Below are 24,554 nucleotides of genomic sequence, written 5' to 3'. Positions count from 1 at the left end.
TAACTATCCAAGCCCATCTAATTGTTCTCGGGCTTAAATCTCAAGATAGCACCTATGCCACCAAAAGCGTTCATCAGCATTGCTCCCTCTTCAGATTCCGTTGATATGAACTCAACCCTTGCACCCATGGATTCCGCAAGCTCAGTTAACTCAAGCACAACGTCCTCCCTTTCAACCTCCTCCATCGTAACTCCATCTTCCTCACATTTCGGAATCTTTTCCATTCCCTGCCTCAGTGTAACGATCTCTTCTTTCCCACATACAGGACATTTGTATTTAACCCTGTCATACCTCAAATCCTCGCTCAGCAATAGTATATCAACCGCTCCGATCTCAAGATACTTTCTTACTTCCTCCTCGCCATATGCAACAAGCCCATCCTTTGCGATCTCATGCAGAAATCTGCTTATCAGCTTCTTCTCCCTGATCAGATCCAGCTCCTGTAGCTTGTCCTGCGCTTTCTCCACAAGCTCGTAAAGCCCGCTCTCATCCGTATAACTTACATCGAACAACCCAATTATCCTCTTCTGAAGTTCGTGATGCAGATATTCTCCCTCATAGAACTCCTCTTTTGTCGGGCTTGGCCCTCCTATCAAAACCCCAACCAGATTTTCGAGATGCGGGAGCAAAGCTTCAGTTGCTTTGTCACCAACTTTCTTGTAGAACTCGTGGATCGCTATCTCCCTCAGCCTCTCGAACCTCACGCTGCTCTGACCACCCTGTCTGTGCTTGCCCGGAACCATCGATGAGGCATAGTTCAAAACCTCGATCCTCTTCCCCCTTAGCAGTCCAATCGCCGCCTCCCTCCTGTCTATCACTATCAAGCCATAGACCTTCTTTTCTTTCAGCATATCCTTCAGAGGTTCGAGATAGAAGCTCGAATCGCAGTGGTACTTGTAAAGCGGTACCGGCTCTGGAGGTTCAATTATCTCTGTTATCTGCTTCTGTTTCCCCCCTCCGAGATCGATATTTCCGCTCAGTATGACCATTCCATGCTCTGGTGGTTTTTTGTAGTACTTCAACCTCTGAAGTATCGCCTCCAGACCAGCCATAACACTCGTTCTCGTTTGCTTGGACTTTATATTAGCCGCCTGACTGAGTTCACTCCTCAGCTGGTTTGCAACATCGGCAATGTTCTTATCAGGAGGAATGTACAGGGTTATAAGCTCGGTTCCCCTACCCTTCATCTTTTCCAGCTCTTCAAGCTTCCTCTTAAACTCATATGTCAGCTTGGAAGTCATGAAATCACCTCTCCTTGAATTTCTCTTTCCTTAAGGTTCTGCCATGTCCTTATCGCCCTCAGGAGGTCTATCTTCCTGAACTCGGGCCAGTAAATGTCACAGAAATAGGCAACTCCCTTTGCCGACTGCCACGGAAGGAAGTTCGATAACCTCTGCTCTCCTCCAGTCCTTATGAGCAGATCAACTTTGGGATTCCCGCAGTTGGTGTACAGATGCTGCTCAATCAGGTTCTCATCTATATCATCCAGATCTATTTTACCGTCTTTAACATTCCTGAGGATATTCTTTATCGCATCCAGAATTTCCTGTCTTCCGCCATAGGCTATGGCCAGATTCAGAAAGAAATTTTTATACTTTTTAGTCCTTCTTTCAACCTCTTCAACCACCTCAATGAGGCTTTCAGGCAGAAGATCTCTTCTGCCTATTATCCTAACCCTAACCTTATTTTTATGGATTCTTGGATCCTCAACCAGCCTCCTCAACTCTCTCTTCATCAGCTCGAAGATGTTCTTCTTCTCCTCATTATCCCTTCTGAAATTTTCAGTTGAAAAAGCATAGGCTGTAAGGTTTTTGATCCTGAGTTCCCAGCACCAGTTCAGAACCTCTTCAGCTTTCTTGGATCCGAAATAATGACCCATTTTAACGGGCATACCCCTACTTCTCGCATATCTTCTATTACCATCCATAATGATGGCTATGTGAGACGGCATCTGCCGTTTTAATACTTCAGAAGTGAGCTTTTTCTCATATATTCTGTATATTATCCCCAGATTAATCCTCATTCTTCTCAGCCTTTATCATGTACTCTTCAAGAATCCTTCTTACGAGATCGTAATACTCCTTCTTGAGGTAATACCTGTTTTTATTTCCAAGTTCCATCTTCACTATTCCCAATCTCGCACTTATCAAACCAACCATCGCAGAGACTCCCCTCATCTTTATATCAACACCAGATGCTTTCAGCTCTTCGTAGATTTCATCCGTCGTGTACTTCTTTCCGCTAAGCAGAATCCTGAGCAGGGCTGACCTAACTTTCTTTTTGTCTCTATCAAGGTACTTCCTGAGCCTAACCTCTATTTCTTTCGTCACCTTGGGATTAACATCGGCAGACTCCTTCACTTCTTCACCTTTCACTCCTTCATCTTTCACGCTCATAGCGGCTCTACCTCAACGATGATTCTTTTCGATGTAGGATATCTTTCGATTATGCTGACCTCAAGTCCAATTTCTTTGAATTTGTTAAGATACCTTCTCGCTGTCTCAGTTCGGATCTCAACCTCAATATCCGAGATCCTAACATACTCTTCAGACACCATAGTTAAAAAATCAATGGCTTTTTGAATTTTTTCTCCATCTCCTTTAAGCAAACCACACATTATCGTTCCATCCTCTAAGACATCATACATCTCCGGATGGTTTAAAGCCATCCTGAGGAGTCTCCTCCTGAACTGAACTGCATCTTTGAATGTCGCGGTGCAGTAATGGAATTTCCTTACTACCCGCAGATAGCTATCAGCGATTTCATCACTCCCGATCGATCCATAGAACTCATCAACCTTATATCCCCTCTCGATCAGCTTTTCATAGTTCGTATGAGAGAATTCGAGTTCGTTCAGATTCACGAAGCAGTCGAGGGAGTTCGCTATCTCCGCAATGTCCGGCTTGAAGTACAGGGCTGGAATCTCAAATCCCGCATCTATCCCCAGTTCCTTGGCATACCTTATACTGTCGATGAATTTCTCGGCATTTTCAAGCCCGACCGGATGGAATCTTATCTCATCCGTGTAGTCAGCAATTTTCTCAATCGTTCTCCATCCAGCCGGGATGCTCGTATAAATGTGTATGTGCATATCAAACTCCTTCAAAAATTTAAGGACTTCCAGTAGCCTCTTTTGCTTGGCTAATGGCTCTCCCCCAGTTATTCCTGCCCCCTCTGCGGACATCAGCTCAATTTCTTTTTCAATGTCCTCGAGGGATTTTACCTCTCTTTCGTTGGCAAACATCACATCTTTGCCTTTCCTCTCCTCAGAGATCGGGCAGTAGTAGCATGAGTGTACACACTCTCCTGTGAGGAATAGCACGAGCTTCCCACCATCCCTGCATATTTCACATCCTTCGGGAAGGTATGTGTAGTAGCTTCCCTCTTCGATCTCTATTATCTCTCTCATCTCAACCCCTTTCCCTAAGCACTTTCCTTACTGCGGGATTTTTACTGGCTATCTGCTCGAGATATGACTCGAAACTTTCATGATCTGGAACCAATTGGTTTAAAAATACTCCTGTCCTACCGGTCTCCCTCCTCCTCTCAAGCACCCTTTTTCGCTCCCTGATTATGTCCAAACTTACTCCCACAATTTTGGAAAGTTCAATCTCATCTATATCCGTTATCGGCATCTCTAAATGGCCGTACTCCTTGGGAACTATCAGCATCAGCCTTTTATCAACCCCTGCAACCCTCTCATTTTTTTCAAGCTGTTTGTAGTTGAGAAATCCACCGAACCTGTAAAACTCGATCTCCCTATCCTTAAAGCCAACAAGCGGAAAGCTTATTTTGGTGTTGTCTGTCAGAGCTATGTCACCCTTTATCGCATAGTTCGGAGTGGCCTGAACGATCTTCCTCTCCAGAATCCCAAAGTCCTCAACGAGTAGCTCGATCAGATACGATGGCAGCCTTAAATTGACAAAGATGTCGATGTCGCTGCTCACATTTACATCTCCTCTTGCCACGCTACCGTAAACCCCGGAAGGGATCGCCCTCTCCTCGAATTTTTCCATTATTTCTATAGCCCTGTCCCTCTTCTCCTCAAGGAGATTCCATCTCTCTTCGGAGTAAACAACCTTCCTGCTTTCCCCAAATATGGCCGTTTTCTTTCTCATTTCCTTATCCTTCGCATTACATTCATCCTTCCATTCATCCTACAGTCTCATCGATCCAGCTCAGGAACTCTCTCAGTCCATCCTCTATGCTAATCGCACATATACATGGCACTTCATAGCTGTGTATCCTCTTTATTTCATCCCTTATCTCCTTAAACTTTTCCGCTTTAGTTTTGAGGATCATCACAACCTCCGGAGATTTCTCAATCTTCCCCTCCCAGATGTACATCGACTTTATGTTGAACATGTTCACGCAGGCAACCAGCCTTTTCTCCAGCAGGACTGTTGCTATCTTTTCAGCCTCCTCTTCATCCTTAGCCGTAACATATATGAACAAATACATACAACAACCCTCCAATGGTTTTTTAAATTGAAAGAGGAGAGAGGTAAAATAAATGGTTTCCCACACATTGCTGCTGGGTGTCGGAATATTTATCGTTTACTGGGTAGTTGTTGCGATCCTTAACTCCAAGAAAATTCTTGAAAAGCATGGAATCACAGCTTATGGTCCAATTCTGATGATAAAAACAGAGAAAGGACTTGAACTGATAGATAAGATCGGAAAAAAGAAAAGATTCTGGAGGTTGTTTGCAAACGCAGGAATTCCAGCAGTATTTGCCGGAATGATTTTCATGTTCGTTCTGATAATACTGATGGACATAGTCCTGTTCACAAACCCACCTCCTCCGTCAGAGATTACAAATCCGAAAAATATTCTGCTCATTCCCGGTGTAAACGACTGGATCCCGTTTGAGTGGGGGGTTATAGGACTGCTCGTAACACTTGTCGTCCATGAGTTCAGCCACGCAATACTATGCCGGGTAGAGGGTGTTAAGGTAAAAGCCATGGGCATAATACTCGCTTTAGTCCCAATAGGTGGTTTTGCAGAGCCTGATGAAGGACAGTTGATGAGTCAGAGCGTAAAAAGAATTCAGAGAATAAGAATATTCTCGGCTGGGGTTATAAGCAACTTCATAGTGGCTATTTTTGCATTCTCCCTCTTCTTCTACCTGATCAACTTTTTAAGTCCAACTGTCAGCGTCATTGGGGTGTACGAAGACTCTCCACTTTATGGCTTAGTGGAAAAAGATTCCATAATAACGAAGATCAATGGTGTGGAGGTAAAAACCCCTGAAGATATGGATAAAGTTCTGAAAAGCGAGATACTAACAATCGAGATCGAAAAAAATGGGGTTGTAAAGGAGATAAAAGTTGAGAACCTTGCTGGACCCAGGATAGTTTACCTGCTCGATGGCTATCCGGCAAAAAATGCCGGGCTGAAAGAGGGCATGATAATTTATTCCATCAACGGAGAAAGAACCTATTCCATCAACTCCTTCTTCAACGCCATGAAGAAAACAAAGCCCGAACAAGTTGTTGAGGTTGTTCTATACAGTGATGGAAAGTTCATAACCAAAGAGGTAAAGCTTACAAAGCATCCTAACTATGACAGCGGGTTTTTGGGCGTTTCAGTAGAGGAACAGATTTCAGGAATGAGGATCGCATACTCCAGCCTGCTTCTCGACTGGCTGAAGTCCATTCCAGATATGCTGTCCTCACCAAAAGGATTGTTCATACTAGTCTCGATGCCATTAAATTTCAGAGGTTTCGGGGAGGAGACTTCCTTTTACTTCCTCCCGCAGGGATTCTGGGAGGACAAGGGAGAAACAATATTCTACCTGCTCAACACACTGTACTGGATCGGGTGGATCAACTTCTATGTTGGGCTGTTCAACTGCCTGCCAGCAATACCGCTGGACGGTGGTAGAGTATTCCACGAGACGATGACCATGCTGTTAAGCAGAAAATATGGAGACAGGGCAGAAAAGATATCGATGAATACTGGAAAGGTTCTGGCGATACTGGTTTTCGCATCGATAATTCTGTCAATCGTGATCCCTAACCTTCAGCTGATCAGGATCTAACAAGTTTAAAAATCGATTACTAAAAGTTCAGGCTAAAAAATCTAAAAAGCTAAATAAGCCGATACTCTTGGGGTGTTCAGCTTGCTTTTATTCTTTTCGATGTAGCTCCTTATCTGATTTCTTGTCATGTAGTTTATCATATACCTGAGCTTTTCCCTCTCCTCAGAATGGTCGAAGTAATCTAGTGCTTTCTCGCTTTCCATGGAATATTTCTTGATAAACTCCATTGTTCGGCATATAGCCTCATCAAAGCCGTATTTCTCCTCGTAAATCATTGGCAGCGTTCTTGACTCAAATTCAGAGCTTTTATCATCGTATATCTCAAGGTACTCTATGAGGTCATCAACAAGCTGATAGGCCATTCCAAGGTTCCTTCCATATTTGAAGAGCTCTTCTGCAGCCTTTTCATCATCCGATACTATTCTGCACGCATTTTTAGCACTGTATGCAAATAGAGAAGCTGTTTTGCTCTCTATGCACTTGAAGTAATCCTTCTCACTGAACTCTTCCCTAGTGCTGTAAACATCGAGTAACTCACCTTCGGACATCATCCTCCCGACACTCGCGAATTCCTTGACTATTTCCTCTCCATAGATAGATGTCAGCTCAACGGATTTCGATATTAACCAGTCTCCTACGAGTATCGCTACTGGCAAGTCATATTCTATGTGGAGCGTTCGGACATTTCTCCTCATAACGCCCCTGTCAATTATGTCATCGTGGGCTAGTGATGCTGTATGTATTAACTCAACAGAGATTGCTGCATTGAGTACATCGTTGTAATCTCCACCACACATCTTCCCAGAGAGTAAAACAATTATCGGGCGGGTTCTTTTACCTCCCGCTGAGATGATATATTTTAAAGCCTTCTTTATTTTAGGAATTGAATTTGAGTTTTCGACAAGCTCATTTAAAGCTCTGTTGATTATCTTGAATTCCTCCCACCCATCAATCATCATAACACACCCGATTAAATAATTTAAACTAACTATTATTTCCTGAAGATTTCAAAGCGTTTAGCTTTTATAAGTTTTGCTGATAGTGTTGCACTAATTGACCTTGGTTGATCCAAGGAAAAAATTAAAGAAATGCGAGGAATAAAATGATCAGGGAGGTATCAACTTGTCACTCGAAAAGATGTTTCTGCATGAGAAGACTGTGGAGATCATGCTGAAGATTCTTGAAGCTGAAGAAAAGGGAGAAGAGGCTTACCCGCTTGGGATATCCAAGGAAGTTGGTTCACCTTACAGCTACATATCGAAGGTTCTGAGCGAATTTGAGGAGAACGCCCTCATAGAGAGCGAATTCAAAGGGAGAGTCAGAGTGGTAAAGTTCACCAGAGATGGGAGGAAGATAGCTGAACTGTTCAAGCGGTTAAGAGCTGAGCTGAACAAGGACTTCGTTGCAAGGAAGAAACTCAGTGTTCTTGAGGAGGTTTTAAATCAGGCTAATGGTGATGATCCGTTCAGGATTCTGGCTCCTGTAAGAACCGAGCTTGAAATATTAAAGAGGCAGACAAGCGATAAGGAGGCACTTGAAAAGATAAGGGATTTTGAAATGAAAATTAAAGAGATCATAAATTGAGTTGATGGTTATGCTGCCGGATTTGAAGGAAAAAGTTGATGGTCTGAGGGATTCAGCAATCGAGATCCTATCCAAAATAATTGAGATCAAAGCAATAAGCCCAGATTCTGGAGGAGAGGGAGAATTAAAGAAGGCTGAAAAGATCGAAAGCCATCTGGATGGTTTCGATGTTGAGAGACTCGATGTAAAAGACGACAGAGCCTATGGCGGTGTCAGACCCAACATTCTCGCCAGGATCAGAGGGGAGCAGAAAAGAACAATCTGGATCGTTAGCCATATGGATGTTGTTCCCGAAGGAGATGAAAGGCTCTGGAACACACCACCGTTCAGGGCCGTTGTCGAGGATGGGAAGATATATGGAAGGGGGAGCGAGGATAACGGACAGTCCCTCGTAGCATCTTTAATTGCCGGGAAAGCTATTCTGGAGCTTGGTTTGACCCCATACTACACGCTCGGTCTCGCTTTTGTGGCAGATGAGGAGACAGGGAGTAAGTATGGCATTCAAGAGCTGATAAAAAGAGGAGTTTTTGAGAAGGATGATCTAATCGTCGTTCCAGATGGTGGAACTCCGAAGGGAGATATGATTGAGATCGCTGAAAAGAGCGTAGTGTGGTTTAAGTTCTCGGTTTTCGGCAAACAGACTCATGCAAGCATGCCGGAAAAAGGTTTAAACGCGAACAGAATGGCTATGGAGTTTCTTTTAGGCATTGACAGGGCTTTGAGAGATAAATATAGCAAAACGAACCCGATTTTCCAGCCTCCCGTGTCAACATTCGAGCCCACAAAGAGGGAAGCCAATGTGGACAATGTGAACACTATTCCCGGACTGGATGTAAGCTACATGGACTGCAGAATTTTGCCAGAATACAATGTTGATGAAGTGATAGAATTCGTAAACAGGATGAAAGAAGGTTTCGAGAAAGAAAAGGGATGCAGAATCGAGGTTGAGGTTGTGCAGAGGGAGTTCTCTCCACCAACTGACGAGAACTCAGAGGTCGTGAGAGTGTTGAGCAGGGCAATAGAATCTGTAAGAGGGATAAGACCAGGAGTGTATGGAATGGGAGGCAACACCTGCGGAGCTTTCTTCAGAAAGGCAGGATTTCAGACTGCCGTGTGGAGCACGGTTGATAATACAGCCCATCAGCCAAACGAGTACTGCAGAATAGATAATCTCGTGGAAGATGCCAAGGTATTCGCGTACCTGCCATTCGTCAGGCTGTAAATTGAGAATAATTCAAGAATAATTCCTCATAAAATAATTTTTTAGATCCAGCGGGTCTGAGAAGTAAAGTATTTTGGATCTCCTGCAAGCTTCAGCCATTCTCTCGCAAACCCTCCTGAAGTTCTCATCATTTCCGAGCATGAGTATTGATAGATTCACGGGCAGATTTCTGAGCTTTTTAGCCTCCCTCACAGCACACATCGAAGGTGAGATGTGTGGGTTGTAGCTCGATGTTGGCTCACCATCCGTGATCAGGAAAATGACGCCGCTCGAGTTACTCCTCTCCACTATCTCCCTGGCTTTTCTCAGAGCCAGTCCGATGTCCGTTCTGCCATGAGGGTATAAGCTTAGAATCTCTCCTCTGTTAACCTCCCTAACATCGTGGTTGAAGGAAACAACCCTCAACTCCTTCTCCGCCCTTCTCTCAATAACCTTTCTCAGACCAATTGCAGATTCGATTGCTCCAACGAACTTCTTACCACGCATGGAGTCGCTGACATCTATAAGCATTACATAGACTATCTTCTCTCTGTGTTTTGGCGCCCTAGCAACAATATCCTTAAACCTGAAACCCTTATTCCTCACAAAGGTCTCATGGATGTCGATGTTGTCGAAGAGATGAATGAAGGGATCGTACTCCACAATGGAGTTTCCGGAGAATATTGAGATCCCTTCCCTGGGCAGCTCCGCATCTCCAACCATTTTCGGTTTGATTTCTGAGAGCACGAGCTCCAGAATTTTTTCAGCAATCAGCTTTTCCGCTCTGGCGTTATAGATGACTCTTTTGAAGTACCTTCTCCTCTCGTAACCATCTATGTAGCCCTCTTTTACCAGATCCTCTATTATCTCCTCCTTGAGGTGGTCTAGCAATTCCGTTGGGCTCAACTCACTTTCATCAATCCTTCCCTCATTTATGTCTCTTTTGATCTGTTCCCATGCTTTTTCTCTCGCCTTCCTGTATTCATCCATCCTGTCCATCTTTTCGATCCAGTTAGTATTCAGAAAACCGAATGTGTTTATTTCATTGAACTCATCGATGCTGTCTGACAGATTTTCCTTCATGTGCTCCCTGATGTAATCCCTGACATCCACCTCTCCTTTTTTTCTAGAATAAGGGTTGAACAGAGAGTACACAAGCTCCTTAGCAAGGGTTTCAGATATTCTGCCCTCTTCCTTTTTGCATAGCCTGCATTCAGGTTTAGTCTGATTCTGAGTGTTCATACCAGCCCCACAAAAGCATTCTCATCAACCGATTTATTGTTTTCCATGCGGGCATTTAAAAAATTAGGATTATCTACGCATTTCACCAGTGTATTCGTATTTTCCACACGCTACCTTGGAAAGAATGCCTGTACATCTCCTCAGAGACTCCAGAATTATTTCCGTGGTGGAAACAAGCTCCGCATCGTCCTTTGCTATCCTCCTAACCACATCCATCAGATTCGGATAAACTTTCAGGTACTCTCCATCAACCTCACTCACATCCAGTGTTCCTATCTCAGAGAGTTCTTTCACAAAATCGTTGAAGTTCTCCTTCGGGATCTTTGAATACACCTCGATGGCGGTTTTGTTAAGGGCCTCCTCAACTAAAGCCTCTATGATGTTGTCTTTCTCATTCCCGCTATCGTAATCAAGCTCGATCCTGCTCCTGAGGCCGAGTTTTATGTTGGCATAATTAACACCATAATCCTCGAGCATTGTGACATCCCTGCCATTCCTGATCGCAGAGGAAACGAGATGATCGAAGATCTTTATCGTCGCTCTGCAAGAAGGCTCAACTTCAATTCTCGAAAACTTGCCCTCCTTCTTCCTCGCTATCCTCACGATCCTCGCAACACACCTCAAATGCCACTCCGGTATCCTTGCTCTCCCTTTCAACCGCATATTCCTGAGCCCGATCTCTATCTCCTCCTCAATGGTCTCAGGCTCTCCAATGAATATCTCCTCCATTCTATCAAGCAGAGGCTCTTTTATGTCTGCAGTTCCACGGTAGTTGGCAGGATTTGTGGAGGCTATGAAGAGCGTATCGATCCTCATCGGGATTATATCCCCCTCTGGTGTTGTAACCTGCCTTTCCTCGAGGAGTTCGTGGAGCAGGGTTTGCATCGCTGATGGGATCGCACCAAGCTCATCCACATAGGCAATACCCCTGTTAGCCTTTAGAATTCTCCCGGGAGAGAATACCTCGGGAGAGTCTATGTCGTAGCCTTCCCTAAGCTTCTGAATACTTATCCCGCCAATTAGCTGTCTCGTTGTCATCATTGGATCGCCAAGAATTCTGACCCACTTTCTGCCAACCCAGGTTAGCTCAACCTCGTTATCCTCCAGAACCTTTTTCTTGCATGAGAAGCAGACTGGTCTTGCCGGATCGTCGTGGATCTTGCACCCCTTGATCGCAAGAATCCTTTCAGGGAGAAGCTTCGATATGGATTTCGAGAAAGTTGTTTTGCCGAACCCCTTCATTCCTTTAAAGAGTATGTTTGATCCGCTTAGCAGAGCGTTTTTTACCATCTCTTTCTCCATATCCTTACCGACAATCTCCGGAAACGGATCTATTCCATTTTTTTCAAGCTCAAGCAGCTTCTCAGCAATGTATTCAGCAACAGATTTCGAGTGATACTCTCTAAGGTCTGAGTCCCAGATGTCAACCTCTTCCCCATTGAGCAGATACTTCGGCGAGGATGATTCCTTAACAACAACTTCCTCAAACAGCACATCGTCCATTAAAGCCAATTTGCTTCTGCGTTCTTAAGACTGTTTTGGTTCTGACCTTTTTGTACTCTCTGATTGCTTTTTTGCTGAGCATATTTATTTTCGATTGTCATAGAAAACAAAGTTAAAATACAATCAGTAGGAGATCAAATTATGCGATGCACCCTTGAGCTTTTCGCCACACTCAGAGAGAAGTATAGAGTAAAGAAACTGGATGTCGAGTTCGAGGGAGACTTACACGATTTCTTCGTTTCTGCGAGCAGAATTCTCGGTGAAGAGTTTCTGAATGATGTTTACAGCAACTTCGAAGAGAGAATATTCAGAGATGACAGGCTGATAACGGTAAATGGACGAAATCTGAAGGATATAAAGGGAATTCCTCAGCTAAAGGATGGAGACCTCATAGCCGTGTTCCCTCCGGTTGCTGGAGGTTAGCCAAGCTTTTTTGCGAAGATTATGCTGCAATTTTTGGTAGTATATACTTCAAGAATCTCAAAATCCTCTGTAACCGGTAATCCAGATATTCCAGTACTCTTCTCCGTTTTCTTCTCCACAACAATCATGTAATCTGCATCTTTAGCCCATTCCATGTCCATTTTACACAAACCCGAAAGCAGCACGAGGTTTACCCTGAAATCGAAAACTGGGTTGTTTCCAACAACTATTCCAACATTTCTTATGCCAAGCCCACCAAGCTCAGTTTTCAGCTTCTTGGCCATTTCCCTGCTAGCTATGACATAAACCCTCCTGAAGATCTTTGACAGCAAAGCTGCGAAGTCATCGCAAACCACCACCTCCTTATTCTCAACTCTCCCGGCAAACTCCAGCACAGCCTTGGCAATCTCGTCTTGCATAGACTACCATCAACACAGGATTATTTAGATTGTACCCTAAAAGCAAATTCTGAACAAACCTTTTTAACCTCCCTTACCAATGCTATGGCATGAGCTTGATTGTCCACCCAATCGACTACAGATACGGCACACCTGAGATGAAACGAATCTGGAGTGAAGATAGTAAGATTAAAAGAATGGTCAGAGTTGAGTTCTGCCTTTTAAAAGCCCTTTCTGAGTTCGGATACTTCAGCATGAACTCCAAGGATGTTAAGAAGAGGATGCTCATGGTAACTCCCGATGAGGTTAGGAGGATAGAAGACGAGATCAAGCATGATATAATGGCCCTTGTTAAAGCCATAACATCTAAGCTCGATGAAGATACGGCGAGATGGGTTCACTTCGGTGCGACTTCAAATGACATAATCGACACAGCAACAGCCACGCAACTGAGGGATGCGCTGAAGGTTCTCGAGTGCAAGATCAGGAGGCTTTTGAAACTCCTCATCCATAAGGCTGAGGAGTACAAGGGTGTTGTCTGCCTTGGAAGGACACATGGCCAGCCAGCCCTGCCAACCACATACGGCTTCAGGTTTGCCTTATGGGCATCAGAGGTTGCGAGGCACTATCAGAGACTTAAAGAAATTAGGGAGAGGCTTATCGTGGGACAGATGAGTGGAGCTGTTGGAACCCAGGCAAGTTTTGGCGAAAAAGGTATGGAGATTGAGAAGAGAGTTATGGAGCTTTTAAACCTCAAACCGGCAGTAATATCTTCCCAGATAATTCCGAGAGACATCTACTGCGAGTATCTGGAGTTTCTTGCCAACCTCTCAACAACCCTCGAAAAGATCGCAACGAACTTCAGGATACTGCAGAGGGCCGAGGTTGGAGAGGTTATGGAGAGATTCGGAAAGAAGCAGGTTGGAAGCTCCACGATGCCACACAAGAGAAACCCCATCGACAGCGAGAACATATGCGGGCTTGCAAGGGTCGTGAGGGGTTTCGTAGAACCGCAGCATCAGAGCTCAATACTCTGGGAGGAAAGGGACCTCACAAACTCTTCTGCAGAGAGAATTACTCTGGTAGAATCCTCGGTTCTCGTAGATCACATCCTCACGAAGATGATAAAGGTTGTCGAAAGCTTAAGCCTTGACATGGAAGCCATAAAGAGAAATCTCGAACAGCAGAAGCAGTTAAACCTTAGCGAGGCTGTTATGATTGAACTGACTAAAAGAGGTGTTGGGAGGCAGAGTGCTCACGAGATTTTGAGAGAATCGGCGATGAAGGCTTACGAGAGAAAGCTGAGTCTTTTCGAGGCTCTGAAGGACAACGAAGAAGTAAAGAAGTACATATCTTCAGATGAGCTAAAAGAGCTTCTGAAAGCTGAGAACTACCTCGGTACTGCAAAGAAGAGGGTTGAGATCGTTGTTCAATCCATCAGGGAGCTTCTGTCTTAGCTTGCTTACATGAGCCTGATTAGTTCAGCCCAGTTAGTGTACTCCTGATAATTTTCAATACCTCTTCTATTCCCTCTTTTGTATAGGCTGAGTAAGCTGGCTTATCCCTGAAGTCATGCAGGTCTGCCTTGCTGTAAACAGCTATGATCGGAACCCTGAACTCCCTCTTTATCTCTTCCAGAAGAGATTGCTGCTTCTCTACCTCAAACCCGCATGTTTCTGTTGGATCTATGACGAAAACAATGCAGTTCGCAAGGTACTTCAGGCTCAGAATCGCCTTCCTCTCTATCTTGTTCCTTTTCTGTATCGGCCTGTCGAGCAGACCTGGAGTATCAATTATCTGAAATGTAACTCCGTCTATTTTGCCTTTCCCGACAAAAATCTTCTTTGTTGTGAATGGATAGCTCGCCACCTCAGGCTGTACGGTGGATATCGCTGAAACAAGGCTCGACTTCCCAACATTAGGGTAGCCCGCCACAACCACAGTGGGCTCATCACTCAGCGTTGGAATCTCCCTCATCTTCTGCTTTGCTGAGTTCAGAAACTCCAAGCTATCTCCTATCTGCTCAACAATTGAGGCTATCCTTCCATATGTGGATTTCAGAACGATATCCGGATTCTTTCCACCCTTTATCTCCCTTATTCCCTTATTTATGACCTTCTGTATCGTCGTATCAGCCCATGATAGCGCTCCAAGACTCTTTCTGAGGTTTCCTATCCCAACAAGAATGTCTACAAGCTCCCTGTAGAAATCGGGCAGGTTGTTATAGCTCGGATGGGCTGAGATGATTCTGTCAAAGTAGTCCTTGAAGACATTTGATAGTGTTGAGAGCTTGTTTATAGCCCTCTCCTTTTTATTTCTTCCTACAACCTTTGAAGCCCTCCTGAAAGCTTTATCTATCAGCTCCTCAGCCGTGAGAACTGTTGGGAGCTTTCTCGGCTCGAATTTTCTGTGAGCAACATCAATTGCTTCATCAACCATTTCATCGGACATAATCAACATTCAATATTAAATAAAAATCAGGAGACATAATTCTCATTCTCTGATATTCCAAAAGCCAGATCCTGTATCATTTTGGATGTCAAACCCATTAAAAGCGGATCGTCATTGAGTATTTCCTTGATCAGGAGCAGAAATGCACCCTCTCTGAGTTCCTGACTCTTTATGCTATCGAGTAACTTGATCAGCTTTACAGCAAGCTTGTATATTTCAGCCAGTTTCGTATCATCATCCACATCTTCAATATCTTCGATGTCTTCATCTATGATCTCAAAGATTTCATCATCAAATTCCATTTACTTCACCTTTCCAACAAGTTTATTTATCTTTAACCTATTACTTTGGCAATTTAAAACTCTTTCTCTGTTTTGTTGAGTTTTATGAAAATGTAAAATTATGATAAATTGTTGCTGAGCTTTTGCCTGCTGAGCCTATTTCTCCAGTTCCTCCTTCATCCTTTTGAACTCTTCCTCGCTTATCTCTCCCCTTGCATACCGCTCTTTCAGGATATACATAGGCTCATCCCTTTCAGACTTTCCGGAAGTTTCTCTTATCACGATGTATATCAGGAGAAATATCAACCCAACCATGGGCAGGATGACGAGAATAAACCAGAGCGGCCCGTTCATTCCCCTCTTATTGGCATCCTGATATACTAGATAGCCTATAGCCAGAAAGATTATCCACCAGAATATGTTAAATCCATAGAAGAATCCGAAAGGATAACCGAACTGATGCATGAATCCATCCATGAATAATACTAGGAGTGACCAATCATAAATCTTTCTGTTTACATTCTGTTTATTGGCTTTTCACTTATGCATAATCCCCTGCAAGCAGTTATACGGTTGCAGGCAGATCATTTCTCCAAAAAATTTTAACACCATGAATGATGCATATCTAATTTAACAAATAGTTAAAACATCACGTTATTTGACACTTATGTGCAAACAAGCTATCACCTTTTTTGGAAAAAACCAAATTTACCACGTTCTATTTCCTGTTCTGTTTCAAATGATTGGAAAGTAGAGATAGATGAATTATAAACATGCTCCGTCGACTAATCCTCAATTAACCTCTCCTTCATCCTAATTTTTCCCTCAACTCTTTACAGCCTTATAGATCGTCTGGAACCCCTCCAGATTTAATGCCCTCCTTAGCACTTCGCGCTAATTCTAAACTCTTCCTCTATATCCCTGTAGCTTAAATTAAAATACCGTACAAATACATGGCTATTAACTACCAAAACTCGACTTCTTCGCCCCCTTTTTACTCGTGTGTCTCGGTAAGCTTTTTCTACAAAACACGTAACACTTCCTAGCTACCATCCCCTCTTCTTTACCGCATCCTCTTACCGTTCATTAAAATTTTTCAATAGGGCACATCTTTGAACAATATTCTCCCTCCTCATAATGTGAAGCTTTCCCATAAACTCTCAAACATGACCTTCTGAAGCAAAACTATCATTGGAATCATGATTGTGACTGCAACAAGCTCTTCGCCTTCTCTGAAAGCTAAAACGGATTTTTTACCATCCGATATACCAAGAAGACTCGGTTTGAATCTCACTCCATCAAAGATGTATCCATCGAGGAGTTTGGCAAATTTTCTGAAGAAACCGCCCGATTTCATCAGCTTCTCCTTATCAATTACCTTGAACGACTTAACTGGAACTGAGATCTTCTCGTAAAGCAAAATCCTTGTAATCTCTGGTTTTGAAATGCTAACTGTAAACTCAGAATCTATTACGAAGAGAAGGAGCTCCTCCTCTGCCCAATTCAAGAGCTCCTTCACTTTGCTCTCAACTGCAAATTTTTCCCCTCGAAACCCAGACGTGCTGGATCCTCTCCCTCCTCTCTACCTTTATCTTTTCTACCAGAGTCACGAACTCCTTTATCCTACTCACCATCTCCTGCTGAAGCTTTTCTGCAACTTCCGACGGCTCCAAAGCTCTGAAGATGGTAGGATTTCCCGGCTGAACCTCAATAAAACCCTTTTCAGCGAGCTTCTTTAGCACATCGTAAACCTTCGTCCTTGGAATTTTAGAATAATCACTTATCTCTCTCGCAGACGCTTCGCTTAGATGTACGAGAGTCACGAAAGCTTTTGCTTCGTAAGGTGTCAAACCAAAACCCCTTAGCTTTTCAACAACTTCATTTATCTCAATCATGTAACCAGCTTTAGTGACAACAAATTTTTAAATTTTTGCTCATAAAGAATTTGTATGGGTATTCTGGAAATCGAGAACCTCACAGTGAGATTCGGAGATTTTCTCGCTGTAAAAGATTTCAGCTTGAAGGTCAGGAGAGGAGAAATCCTCGGATTGCTTGGTCCAAACGGAGCTGGAAAGACTACTACTATAAGGGCGATTTTCGGAATGGTGTCTTATGAAGGCAAGATCAGAATCAACGCCGGTTCAATAGGCTGGATGCCTCAGAATTCCCCCCTCTATCTGAATCTGACGGTTGAGGAGAACATGAGGTTCTTCACATCCCTCCATGGAATAAGGAATGCGGAACAGAGGATCGAGGAGTTGCTGAGGCTCGTGAACCTATACGATTTCAGAAAGAGGCTCGTCAGAAATCTCAGTGGTGGGATGAAACAGAGGGCAATGCTTGCCTGCGCGATGATCCACGATCCCGATTTGCTGATCCTCGACGAGCCGACTGCAGGGGTTGATCCACCACTTAGAAAAACCTTCTGGGAACATTTCGAGGAGCTTAACGCTGAGGGAAAGACCATTCTCGTAACCACTCACTACATGGATGAGGCCGAGAACTGCGATCGAATAGTTCTGATGAGGAACGGGACAAAGATTGCGGAGGGTAGTCCTGAAGATGTCAAAAGGTGGGCTCTGGGTGGTGAAATTGTCAGAATCAGGGTTGATGACAGGCAGAGAGCTTTCAGATTGCTCTCTTCTGCTGACTACGAAGTTGTAGTTGATGATTGGGTTGCTGTAAAAACTGCAATGGCATCGCCCGAAGTTCCAAGAATAGTTGATCTTCTCAAGGCAGGAGGAGTTGAAGTTAAAGAGGTTGAGACTGTCAAAGCAACGCTCGAAGAGGCTTTTTTGAGGCTGGTGGAAGGATGAGGGTTGAGAAAATATACTCGGTGTTTCTCAAGGAGCTGAGAGTTATAGCGAGGGAGAGGAGATTGCTTGCTATAGTGATAATGCAGCCGATAATCCTCGTCTCCATCTTCGGCTATGCCTTTTCTGGAGAGATAAAGAACGTTGGCATTGCGGTTGTTGATGACGACGACAGCGAACTCTCGCAAAAACTCATCTCCGCTCTCCACTCAAGTGATGCGTTCGACATAAAGTACTTTGTTTACAGCAGGAGCGAGGCAATAGAGCTTATAAGGCTCGGTAAGGTACATTCCGCCATCTACATCCCGAAAATTTTGAAAAAGATTTTAGAAATGGTTCCGCTGTTTTGGAGGTTTACGTGGATGAGTCTAACTACAATGTGGCGAATTCTGCTGTTAAGGGGATAAACGCGATAGCTTCAGAGTTTTCAAAGAGTCTTTTTGGTGGTATAGCTGTTGAGCAGAGATACGTCTTCACGACAAAGAGCAGGCTAATAGACTTCATAGCTCCCGCTATCATTGGAGTAGTCACTCAGATGCTTGGCCTGATTCTGTCGTCAAGCTCAATTGCGAGAGAGAGGGAGGAGGGGACACTTGAACTCATCTTCTCAACACCGCTGAAGAGTTCCGAGTTAATTCTGGGAAAATTTGTCGCTGTGACAGCGATAATAATGCTTGATGTCTTCGTTGTCATGATTATAACCCATTTCGCCTTCGATGTGGAGATAAGGGGAAACCTCGCTCTTCTCATCCTCGCCCTGCTGCTATTTCTGACAGGCTCGATAGGTGTCGGTCTTGCGATTTCGGCTGTTTCAGCAACACAACTGCAGGGAATTCAGGCTTCAATGCTCTTTGCCCTGATAAGCATTTTTCTCTCCGGATTCTTCTACCCCCTCGAAAGCATGCCTGAAGGAGCGAGGATGATAGCCTATTTCGTCCCCTTAACTTACGCCAACATAGCTTTTAGGGAGATTATGATAAAGGGAAACGGTTTAGAAGTCGTTTATCCCCACATATCGATTTTGTCCATCTATACTCTCGTCAGCGTCTCGATTGCGATTTTGCTGTTAAGAAAGGTTATTGGAGGTGGTAGGAGATGAGAAGGATCTTATTATTTGCGGTTTTTCTGGTTTTGGTAGTTGGCTCAGCAAATGCTTATCTCGTTTCCGATGAGCCCAAACTGGACGCACACACCTTAACCAAATCTGTTCAGGCTGGAAAGATTCAGGAACTGAAAATAGTTATACTTAATGCAGCAAAGCATGAGTGGAGCGAGAGAGGGACTTTGGAGAAGGAAATAGCATATAACATGTCGCTAAATGCCTACAATCTGACTTTAGAACTTGAATCGGACGAGATAAAAATCCTTACCGAGAGAGTCAGAATACCGGTTCTGCCTGCCAATTCTCAGCAAGTAGTTAGCTTCCAGATCTCAGTGCCAAATAACCTTTCAGGAGAGCATACACTGACTTTAAGGGTAAACTATGAGAGAATAAGGTACGTAGATGTTACTGGGAATCTGTCAGGTAGCTACGAAGTCGACTATTATTACAGGGACGAGACGGTCGAGATTCCAATAAAAGTCGAGATTCTACAAACTGCTGAGCCTGAGTTCAGAGTTTATCCGCTGAAATCAACCCTCTACGCTTCAGAGCAGGATAGGATTGCTTTGCAATTGGCAAATGTTGGTTTGTCCGATGCGAGGAATGTAGAGGTCACTCTGGAAGGAATAGAGGTTATTCAACCTGGAAAGGTCATAGTGCCTCATCTTGGCCCATCATCGATTACTGTTGTCGAATTCGATGTTGTAGCACCAGAAAGGGAAGGAGAATTAAATGTAAAGGCAAGAATAAACTACACATACTTCGATGGGGAAAGATGGATCGATGGATTCGATGAAGTTACATTCAAAATATTCGTCGAGAAAATTGGAAGGGGTATTGAATTTAGTATTGGCAAAGATGAGCTTGAGAGGGGAGAAAGCGGAGTCATTGATCTATTCGTGATGAACAACTACCTCTATCCGATTAAGGGACTTGAACTGGTTATTTCAGAGCCTGATGGAATAGATTTCTCTGCAACGAAGTTTTTAATTGGATATCTAAATTCTGGAGAAGTTAAAGTAATCGGAATTCCATACAACGTTGACGAAAATGCGGATTTTGGAAATGGGGAGATAATGATTCAGGCTAAATACACAATATTGGCTTCAAAGCTCGAAGAGAGAGAAATCACAAAATCTATCAAGATAGTTGTTAAAGAAAACCCTGATTTCATAGTTTTGAATAAGCCCATCGTATACCACGGGGAGAACATCGTAAAGCTTGAAGTTATGAATGTTGGTGGGTATGCAAAGAATGTTCACTTCAAGCTGAATCCTAGTCCGGGGATAAAACTGAAGATGCCAGAAGCGTACATTGCTGAGCTAAAGAGGGATGAAAGAGCGAACATTAGCTTCAGAGTAGACGTTGATGATGATGTGATAGCGGGAAACGAATACAGAATCGACATCACCTATAAAGCTGAAAATACAGAAGGGGAGGAAATTTCAGACAGCTTCTACGCGTACTTGTTTGTCGAGGAGAAGAGCTGGGTTGAAAGGAACACTTTGATAATAGTCGCTGCGGTGATAGCGATTGCGATATTGTTGGCAATGTTGAAAAGGCGTTGATCGTTAGAGATGAACATGCGGAGACGGGTTTAACGGGGTGTTGGCTCACCCTTGCTTCTGAGGGTGGACGACGCATCTGAGAGTAAAAGCTCGATGTGGGTATGGATAGCGTGAAACCCTCAGAAGCTAGAATCACCCACTAGAGTGGGGGTGAGTGTCAATAACTGGCTGAGTGTAGGGTGCATACATTGTATTTGTTCTATTTATTTTTTGTTGTTATCTTGGCAGCACCAATGGGGAAATATAGAACCAACTATTGCTGAAAAGATTAAAAACTACTCTTAATTAACAATGAAAGCAGGAAGTTAAATCCATCAAAGAATAATTTATAAGCCTGTAAATTAAATTTAGAATTTCTTTTAGTATAACACTCAAACTACATTAAATTTCACCAAAAGAAAGTTAACATGCCTCTATATTTTTTATTAAATATTACAATTAAATTTCTATTATGATTATCTTGAGTTACTTTGTGAAGTACTGTGAAGCGGGGAGCTTTCTTTGCGACTTTTTGTAAAAATTGAGGACTTCTTTATCTTCGAGGAGTGGTTTCAGGAGCTTCAAAAATCAAAAAAGTTTCAATCAAAAAACTTTAAATCCATTGATACTATGTAACACATAAACAAGGGAGGTTCATCATGTATTCGGACAAATACTGGGAAAAAGAGGAGATAATGCCGCTAAAGGAGATTGAGGAGCTTCAGATGAAAAGATTAAGGTTCACTTTAAAAAATGCCTATGAGAATGTTCCGTTCTATCACAGGAAGTTTAGAGAGGCCGGAATAAAACCAGAGGATATAAAAAAGAGAGAAGATATGGCAAAGGTTCCGTTAACGGTAAAGGAGGACTTGAGGGAGAACTATCCCTTTGGACTCTTTGCAGTGGATAAAAAGGAGATCATAAGGATCCACACCTCCTCTGGCACTTCTGGAAAACCAAAGGTTGTGGGGTACACAAGAGATGACCTTGAGAACTGGATAAACATGGTTGCCAGGTGTCTGTACATGGTTGGAATTAGAGACCATGATGTCTTCCAGAACATGGTGAGCTACACCTTCTTCACTGGAGGGCTTGGATTCCATTACGCTGCCGAGAGGATTGGGGCAATGGTTGTACCATCAGGCACGGGCCAGACAGAGAAGCAGATCCAGTACATGTTCGATTTTGGCACAACGGTTATACACGCAACCCCAAGCTATGCGATGCACATAAAGGAGGTTGCTGAGGGCATGGGAATCGATCCCAGAGAGATCGGGCTGAGAATCGGATGCTTCGGTGCAGAACCATGGAGCGACAACACGAGAAAAAGGCTGGAGGATGCCTACGACATAAAGGCCTATGACTCATATGGATTGAGCGAGATGAACGGGCCCGGAGTTGCCTTCGAGTGTGAGGAGCAGTATGGACTGCACATATGGGCAGATCACTACTTCATAGAGATAATAGACCCAGAAACCCTTGAACCTGTTTCTGACGGAGAGAAAGGTGAACTTGTCCTGACCCCTCTGACCAAGCAAGCCCTGCCCCTGATCAGATATAGAACAGGAGATATAACCTACATCCTCGACGAGGGCAAATGTAGCTGTGGAAGAACCCATCCCAGGATACACAGGATACTCGGAAGAAGCGACGATATGGTCGTCATCAGAGGGATAAATGTCTTCCCAAGCCAGATAGAGGATGTCCTGATGAGAATTCCCGAAGTTGGAGACCACTTCCAGGTGCTGATAACGAGAAATGGATCTTTAGATGAGATAACGGTTAGAGTCGAGATGGTCGATGAGGTTTTCACAGGAGAGCTTTCAGACTTCCAGAGAATCCAGCAAAAGGTTCAGAGAGAGCTGTATAAGGAGCTCAATCTGAGAACGAATGTTGAGCTTGTTGAGAAAGGAACCATAGAGAGATTCAAGCTGAAATCGAAGAGGGTTATAGATATGCGAGACAACTTATGAAGACAGCCATCGCTAAGATAAACTCATACATGGAGAGGGTTCCGGAGGTAAGAAGGCTCTGCGAGAGGTGTCTCAGGACTGAGAGGTATGATGGAAATGTAGCAGCAATGGTGGTGGATGCCTCCTTCGTTTCCATAGGCCTTAACTACTTCAATGTAATAGTTCCCGCAGTGCTGAGGTTCAAAGAGACCTTCGGAGACATCAGTCTCTCGGAGTTTCTCGAAATTCCAGAGGATAAACTTTTTTCAATCTGGAAGAACAGAAGAAGCTGGAGAACTGCAAGAAATGTTGCGGAAGCGTTGCTCTCATTCGGCAAATCCGATAGAGAAATGCTGAGAAACTGGGCTTCTGAGTCCAGCCTTGATGGATGGAAAGAGGATGTCATAGGCAGGATAAAGGGAGTCGGGATCAACACATATCAGTATCTGAGGATGATGGGTGGGATAGACACCGTAATGCCAGATAAAATCGTGAGAAAGGTCTTTACCGAAATTTTTGGCAGTGTTCCAAAGAAGGACATAGAGTTCATAAAGTGGGTAGAAGATATTTCAAAGAAAACAGAGTACAGGAGCATCGAACTGTGCTGGATGACATGGTTCGTTCAGTATGATGACCTTAAAATAAAGAAGTATTTGCAGATCATGGAGAAAGCTTAAAGAACTCAAACAGGAAGGGGGCGATGCCTTCAATTTCCAGAATTTCTCTGCCTGAAAGCAGCCTGCAATTAACGATTTCTTCAGAAATGTTCTTCCCAAGCGATTTCGGATGTTTTCTTATGTAATCCATAACCGCCTCCTCTGGCTTAACATGCTCTCTGGTTGCGAAAGAGCAGTATCTTCCATTTTCAATAAAAGCACTGTAATCTTTCCTTTTTTCCCTGAACTTCCTTACATTTTTCCAGTCTTCAAAAGGAGGTCCAATAATTTTCCTTATGCTGGATAACCTGCTAACCTGAGTCTCAAATATCAGAATGCAGCTATCTTCGGTTACAGTGTAACCTGAGTTTAAAGGCATGAAATCCTGATCCTCAAGAACCTCAAAGAGCTTCTTCCTCGCCTTTTCAAGCTGGGTGTAGAGGTTATCCTCTACAATATCCGGTTTCCTGAAGATTAGAGAGAATATGGTTGTTCCTCTTCTATCCATCTCTTTTTCAACCCTGCTTTTTGCTATCTCAGGATCTATTTCCTTTTTGATGAAAAACTCTATTTTTGGACTGCTGTAGAAGTCCCGGCATATCTCAACGAACTTCGCGAAGTTATCCAAGCTGAGGTTAGCTGAGACATTTCTCTTGCTGTCTACCGGATCCACAACGAAAAGGACATGGTTCCTCTCAAATCCTTCATTCCCTCCAACCTCTATCTTCAACCCCCTCCTCCAGTTTATGGCCCTCTTAACAAGTTCCTTAAAGCTGCCGTAGTGTATTATCAGTAGCTCACAGAGGTATCCAGAGAAACCCCTGACCTGGTATTCCGCACCGTATATTCCGTTGGCCTTCAAAAACCCTTTCAGAATTCTCACATCATTTTCCTTTCCCTTCAGCCTCTCATACACCCAGTCATGATGAAAAGGAGTTCTGTCAACAGCGGATTTAATCTTTTCAGCACTTTTGAGCTTGTAGCAGGGAACTACATCCACCTCCACACCCATAACTGTACCATGTATGTATGGGTGTGAAGCGTATCTGGCTTCCCAGCTATCGAGCAGTCTTTTCCCTATCTCAAGCCCGATTCTCTCCAGATCTTTCTCGCTAAAATTTTCCGGGAACAGTATGAAGAGGTCAAGCTCAAGATTACCCTTCAACCAGGTATTCCTCGGAAAAGATCCAAGAAACCTGTACTCCAGTTCAGGATAATCCTTCAAAACATCTACAACCCTATTTTCAAGCTCTTTTTTTGCGAGATTTCCCTTTCTAACTTCGTCTTCATCCGGAACAACAAGCTCCAGTATTTTTGGTAGCAAAATCTCGAATTTTTCATCAAACTCCATCGCTATG

General features: G+C 43.6%; 25 protein-coding genes and 1 pseudogene. 10 read left to right on the top strand and 16 right to left on the bottom strand.

Translation table 11 applies throughout. The annotated features are described in order from the left end of the window. Positions 1-17 precede the first annotated feature (17 nt). From prf1 to cutA, 6 genes are read right to left on the bottom strand one after another with little or no spacing between them, the layout of a single operon-like run. A complete protein-coding gene (gene prf1 / locus ASULF_RS02530) occupies positions 18-1,241 on the bottom strand; it encodes a peptide chain release factor aRF-1 (RefSeq protein WP_015590129.1) in 1,224 nt (407 codons plus the stop codon). Continuing rightward, positions 1,238-2,023, bottom strand: a complete 786-nt coding sequence (gene uppS, locus ASULF_RS02525; RefSeq protein WP_015590128.1) for a polyprenyl diphosphate synthase — start codon at positions 2,021-2,023, stop codon at positions 1,238-1,240. The genes prf1 and uppS overlap by 4 nt, the downstream gene beginning before the upstream one ends. Beyond that, positions 2,013-2,396, bottom strand: coding sequence for a DUF2551 domain-containing protein (locus tag ASULF_RS02520; RefSeq protein ID WP_015590127.1), 384 nt, complete (start codon positions 2,394-2,396; stop codon positions 2,013-2,015). Before ASULF_RS02520 ends, uppS begins: the two co-directional genes overlap by 11 nt. Then, positions 2,393-3,409, bottom strand: coding sequence for a radical SAM protein (locus ASULF_RS02515; RefSeq protein ID WP_015590126.1), 1,017 nt, complete (start codon positions 3,407-3,409; stop codon positions 2,393-2,395). Before ASULF_RS02515 ends, ASULF_RS02520 begins: the two co-directional genes overlap by 4 nt. Position 3,410: 1 nt before the next feature. Continuing rightward, positions 3,411-4,118 (bottom strand): nucleotidyltransferase domain-containing protein, encoded by a 708-nt coding sequence (locus tag ASULF_RS02510; RefSeq protein WP_015590125.1) that lies wholly within the window; start codon positions 4,116-4,118, stop codon positions 3,411-3,413. Positions 4,119-4,152: 34 nt separating this feature from the next. Beyond that, a complete protein-coding gene (gene cutA, locus ASULF_RS02505) occupies positions 4,153-4,461 on the bottom strand; it encodes a divalent-cation tolerance protein CutA (RefSeq protein ID WP_015590124.1) in 309 nt (102 codons plus the stop codon). 52 nt (positions 4,462-4,513) lie between these two features. Between cutA and ASULF_RS02500 the strand changes: the two genes are divergently transcribed. Continuing rightward, on the top strand, positions 4,514-6,043 hold the full coding sequence (locus ASULF_RS02500) for a site-2 protease family protein (protein ID WP_015590123.1): 1,530 nt from the start codon (positions 4,514-4,516) through the stop codon (positions 6,041-6,043). Positions 6,044-6,084: 41 nt separating this feature from the next. Here the strand turns inward: ASULF_RS02500 and ASULF_RS02495 are convergent, their stop codons facing one another. Continuing rightward, positions 6,085-7,002, bottom strand: coding sequence for a polyprenyl synthetase family protein (locus tag ASULF_RS02495; protein ID WP_236609707.1), 918 nt, complete (start codon positions 7,000-7,002; stop codon positions 6,085-6,087). 163 nt (positions 7,003-7,165) lie between these two features. Here ASULF_RS02495 and ASULF_RS02490 point away from each other — a divergent pair, with 163 nt between their 5' ends. Together ASULF_RS02490 and ASULF_RS02485 are read left to right on the top strand one after the other, a co-directional pair. Further along, positions 7,166-7,627 carry a transcriptional regulator gene (locus ASULF_RS02490; protein ID WP_015590121.1) on the top strand — a complete coding sequence of 154 codons (462 nt, stop codon included), beginning with the start codon at positions 7,166-7,168 and terminating at the stop codon, positions 7,625-7,627. Between the two features lie 10 nt (positions 7,628-7,637). After that, positions 7,638-8,849 carry a M20 family metallo-hydrolase gene (locus ASULF_RS02485; RefSeq protein ID WP_015590120.1) on the top strand — a complete coding sequence of 404 codons (1,212 nt, stop codon included), beginning with the start codon at positions 7,638-7,640 and terminating at the stop codon, positions 8,847-8,849. A gap of 12 nt (positions 8,850-8,861) precedes the next feature. On the opposite strand, the gene ASULF_RS02480 is transcribed toward ASULF_RS02485, so the two are convergent. Together ASULF_RS02480 and ASULF_RS02475 are read right to left on the bottom strand one after the other, a co-directional pair. After that, positions 8,862-10,070: a VWA domain-containing protein gene (locus tag ASULF_RS02480; RefSeq protein ID WP_015590119.1), complete on the bottom strand. Its 1,209-nt coding sequence runs from the start codon at positions 10,068-10,070 to the stop codon at positions 8,862-8,864. A gap of 69 nt (positions 10,071-10,139) precedes the next feature. Then, a complete protein-coding gene (locus ASULF_RS02475) occupies positions 10,140-11,573 on the bottom strand; it encodes an AAA family ATPase (RefSeq protein WP_015590118.1) in 1,434 nt (477 codons plus the stop codon). A 141-nt stretch (positions 11,574-11,714) separates the two neighbouring features. On the opposite strand from ASULF_RS02475, the gene ASULF_RS02470 reads away from it, so the two are divergent. Beyond that, positions 11,715-11,996, top strand: a complete 282-nt coding sequence (locus ASULF_RS02470; RefSeq protein ID WP_015590117.1) for a MoaD/ThiS family protein — start codon at positions 11,715-11,717, stop codon at positions 11,994-11,996. Here ASULF_RS02470 and ASULF_RS02465 read toward each other — a convergent pair. Continuing rightward, positions 11,993-12,415, bottom strand: a complete 423-nt coding sequence (locus tag ASULF_RS02465; RefSeq protein ID WP_015590116.1) for a hypothetical protein — start codon at positions 12,413-12,415, stop codon at positions 11,993-11,995. The two genes, ASULF_RS02470 and ASULF_RS02465, sit on opposite strands and share 4 nt — an antisense overlap. Before the next feature lie 95 nt (positions 12,416-12,510). Here ASULF_RS02465 and purB point away from each other — a divergent pair, with 95 nt between their 5' ends. After that, positions 12,511-13,851 (top strand): adenylosuccinate lyase, encoded by a 1,341-nt coding sequence (gene purB / locus ASULF_RS02460; RefSeq protein WP_048098279.1) that lies wholly within the window; start codon positions 12,511-12,513, stop codon positions 13,849-13,851. Between the two features lie 19 nt (positions 13,852-13,870). Here the strand turns inward: purB and ASULF_RS02455 are convergent, their stop codons facing one another. From ASULF_RS02455 to ASULF_RS02435, 5 genes are all read right to left on the bottom strand, one after another. Beyond that, positions 13,871-14,845 carry an NOG1 family protein gene (locus ASULF_RS02455; protein ID WP_236609706.1) on the bottom strand — a complete coding sequence of 325 codons (975 nt, stop codon included), beginning with the start codon at positions 14,843-14,845 and terminating at the stop codon, positions 13,871-13,873. Between the two features lie 26 nt (positions 14,846-14,871). Next, the gene (locus ASULF_RS02450) at positions 14,872-15,147 is read right to left on the bottom strand and encodes a hypothetical protein (protein WP_015590113.1); all 276 of its coding nucleotides are present in this window, start codon (positions 15,145-15,147) and stop codon (positions 14,872-14,874) included. Between the two features lie 135 nt (positions 15,148-15,282). Continuing rightward, positions 15,283-15,603 (bottom strand): SHOCT domain-containing protein, encoded by a 321-nt coding sequence (locus ASULF_RS02445; protein WP_015590112.1) that lies wholly within the window; start codon positions 15,601-15,603, stop codon positions 15,283-15,285. A 655-nt stretch (positions 15,604-16,258) separates the two neighbouring features. Further along, positions 16,259-16,645, bottom strand: coding sequence for a hypothetical protein (locus tag ASULF_RS02440; protein ID WP_048098091.1), 387 nt, complete (start codon positions 16,643-16,645; stop codon positions 16,259-16,261). A 7-nt stretch (positions 16,646-16,652) separates the two neighbouring features. After that, positions 16,653-17,021: a TrmB family transcriptional regulator gene (locus ASULF_RS02435; RefSeq protein WP_048098090.1), complete on the bottom strand. Its 369-nt coding sequence runs from the start codon at positions 17,019-17,021 to the stop codon at positions 16,653-16,655. Between the two features lie 54 nt (positions 17,022-17,075). Here ASULF_RS02435 and ASULF_RS02430 point away from each other — a divergent pair, with 54 nt between their 5' ends. From ASULF_RS02430 to ASULF_RS02410, 5 genes and pseudogenes are all read left to right on the top strand, one after another. Continuing rightward, positions 17,076-17,942 carry an ABC transporter ATP-binding protein gene (locus ASULF_RS02430; RefSeq protein ID WP_015590111.1) on the top strand — a complete coding sequence of 289 codons (867 nt, stop codon included), beginning with the start codon at positions 17,076-17,078 and terminating at the stop codon, positions 17,940-17,942. After that, a pseudogene (locus ASULF_RS02425) lies at positions 17,939-19,038 on the top strand (ABC transporter permease). The gene ASULF_RS02430 and the pseudogene ASULF_RS02425 overlap by 4 nt, the downstream one beginning before the upstream one ends. Then, complete coding sequence (locus tag ASULF_RS02420; protein WP_015590110.1) at positions 19,035-20,609, top strand: COG1361 S-layer family protein; 1,575 nt, start codon at positions 19,035-19,037, stop codon at positions 20,607-20,609. Before ASULF_RS02425 ends, ASULF_RS02420 begins: the two are co-directional and overlap by 4 nt. A gap of 638 nt (positions 20,610-21,247) precedes the next feature. Then, positions 21,248-22,561 carry a phenylacetate--CoA ligase family protein gene (locus ASULF_RS02415; RefSeq protein WP_015590109.1) on the top strand — a complete coding sequence of 438 codons (1,314 nt, stop codon included), beginning with the start codon at positions 21,248-21,250 and terminating at the stop codon, positions 22,559-22,561. After that, positions 22,558-23,217 carry a hypothetical protein gene (locus ASULF_RS02410; protein ID WP_015590108.1) on the top strand — a complete coding sequence of 220 codons (660 nt, stop codon included), beginning with the start codon at positions 22,558-22,560 and terminating at the stop codon, positions 23,215-23,217. Before ASULF_RS02415 ends, ASULF_RS02410 begins: the two co-directional genes overlap by 4 nt. On the opposite strand, the gene cca is transcribed toward ASULF_RS02410, so the two are convergent. After that, on the bottom strand, positions 23,201-24,547 hold the full coding sequence (gene cca / locus ASULF_RS02405) for a CCA tRNA nucleotidyltransferase (protein WP_015590107.1): 1,347 nt from the start codon (positions 24,545-24,547) through the stop codon (positions 23,201-23,203). The genes ASULF_RS02410 and cca overlap by 17 nt on opposite strands. Positions 24,548-24,554 lie beyond the last annotated feature (7 nt).

The organism is Archaeoglobus sulfaticallidus PM70-1 (genome assembly GCF_000385565.1).
GTDB classification, from domain to species: domain Archaea; phylum Halobacteriota; class Archaeoglobi; order Archaeoglobales; family Archaeoglobaceae; genus Archaeoglobus_A; species Archaeoglobus_A sulfaticallidus.
The sequence above is the reverse complement of the archived record's forward strand: the minus strand, read 5'-3'. Positions and strand labels throughout refer to the sequence as shown.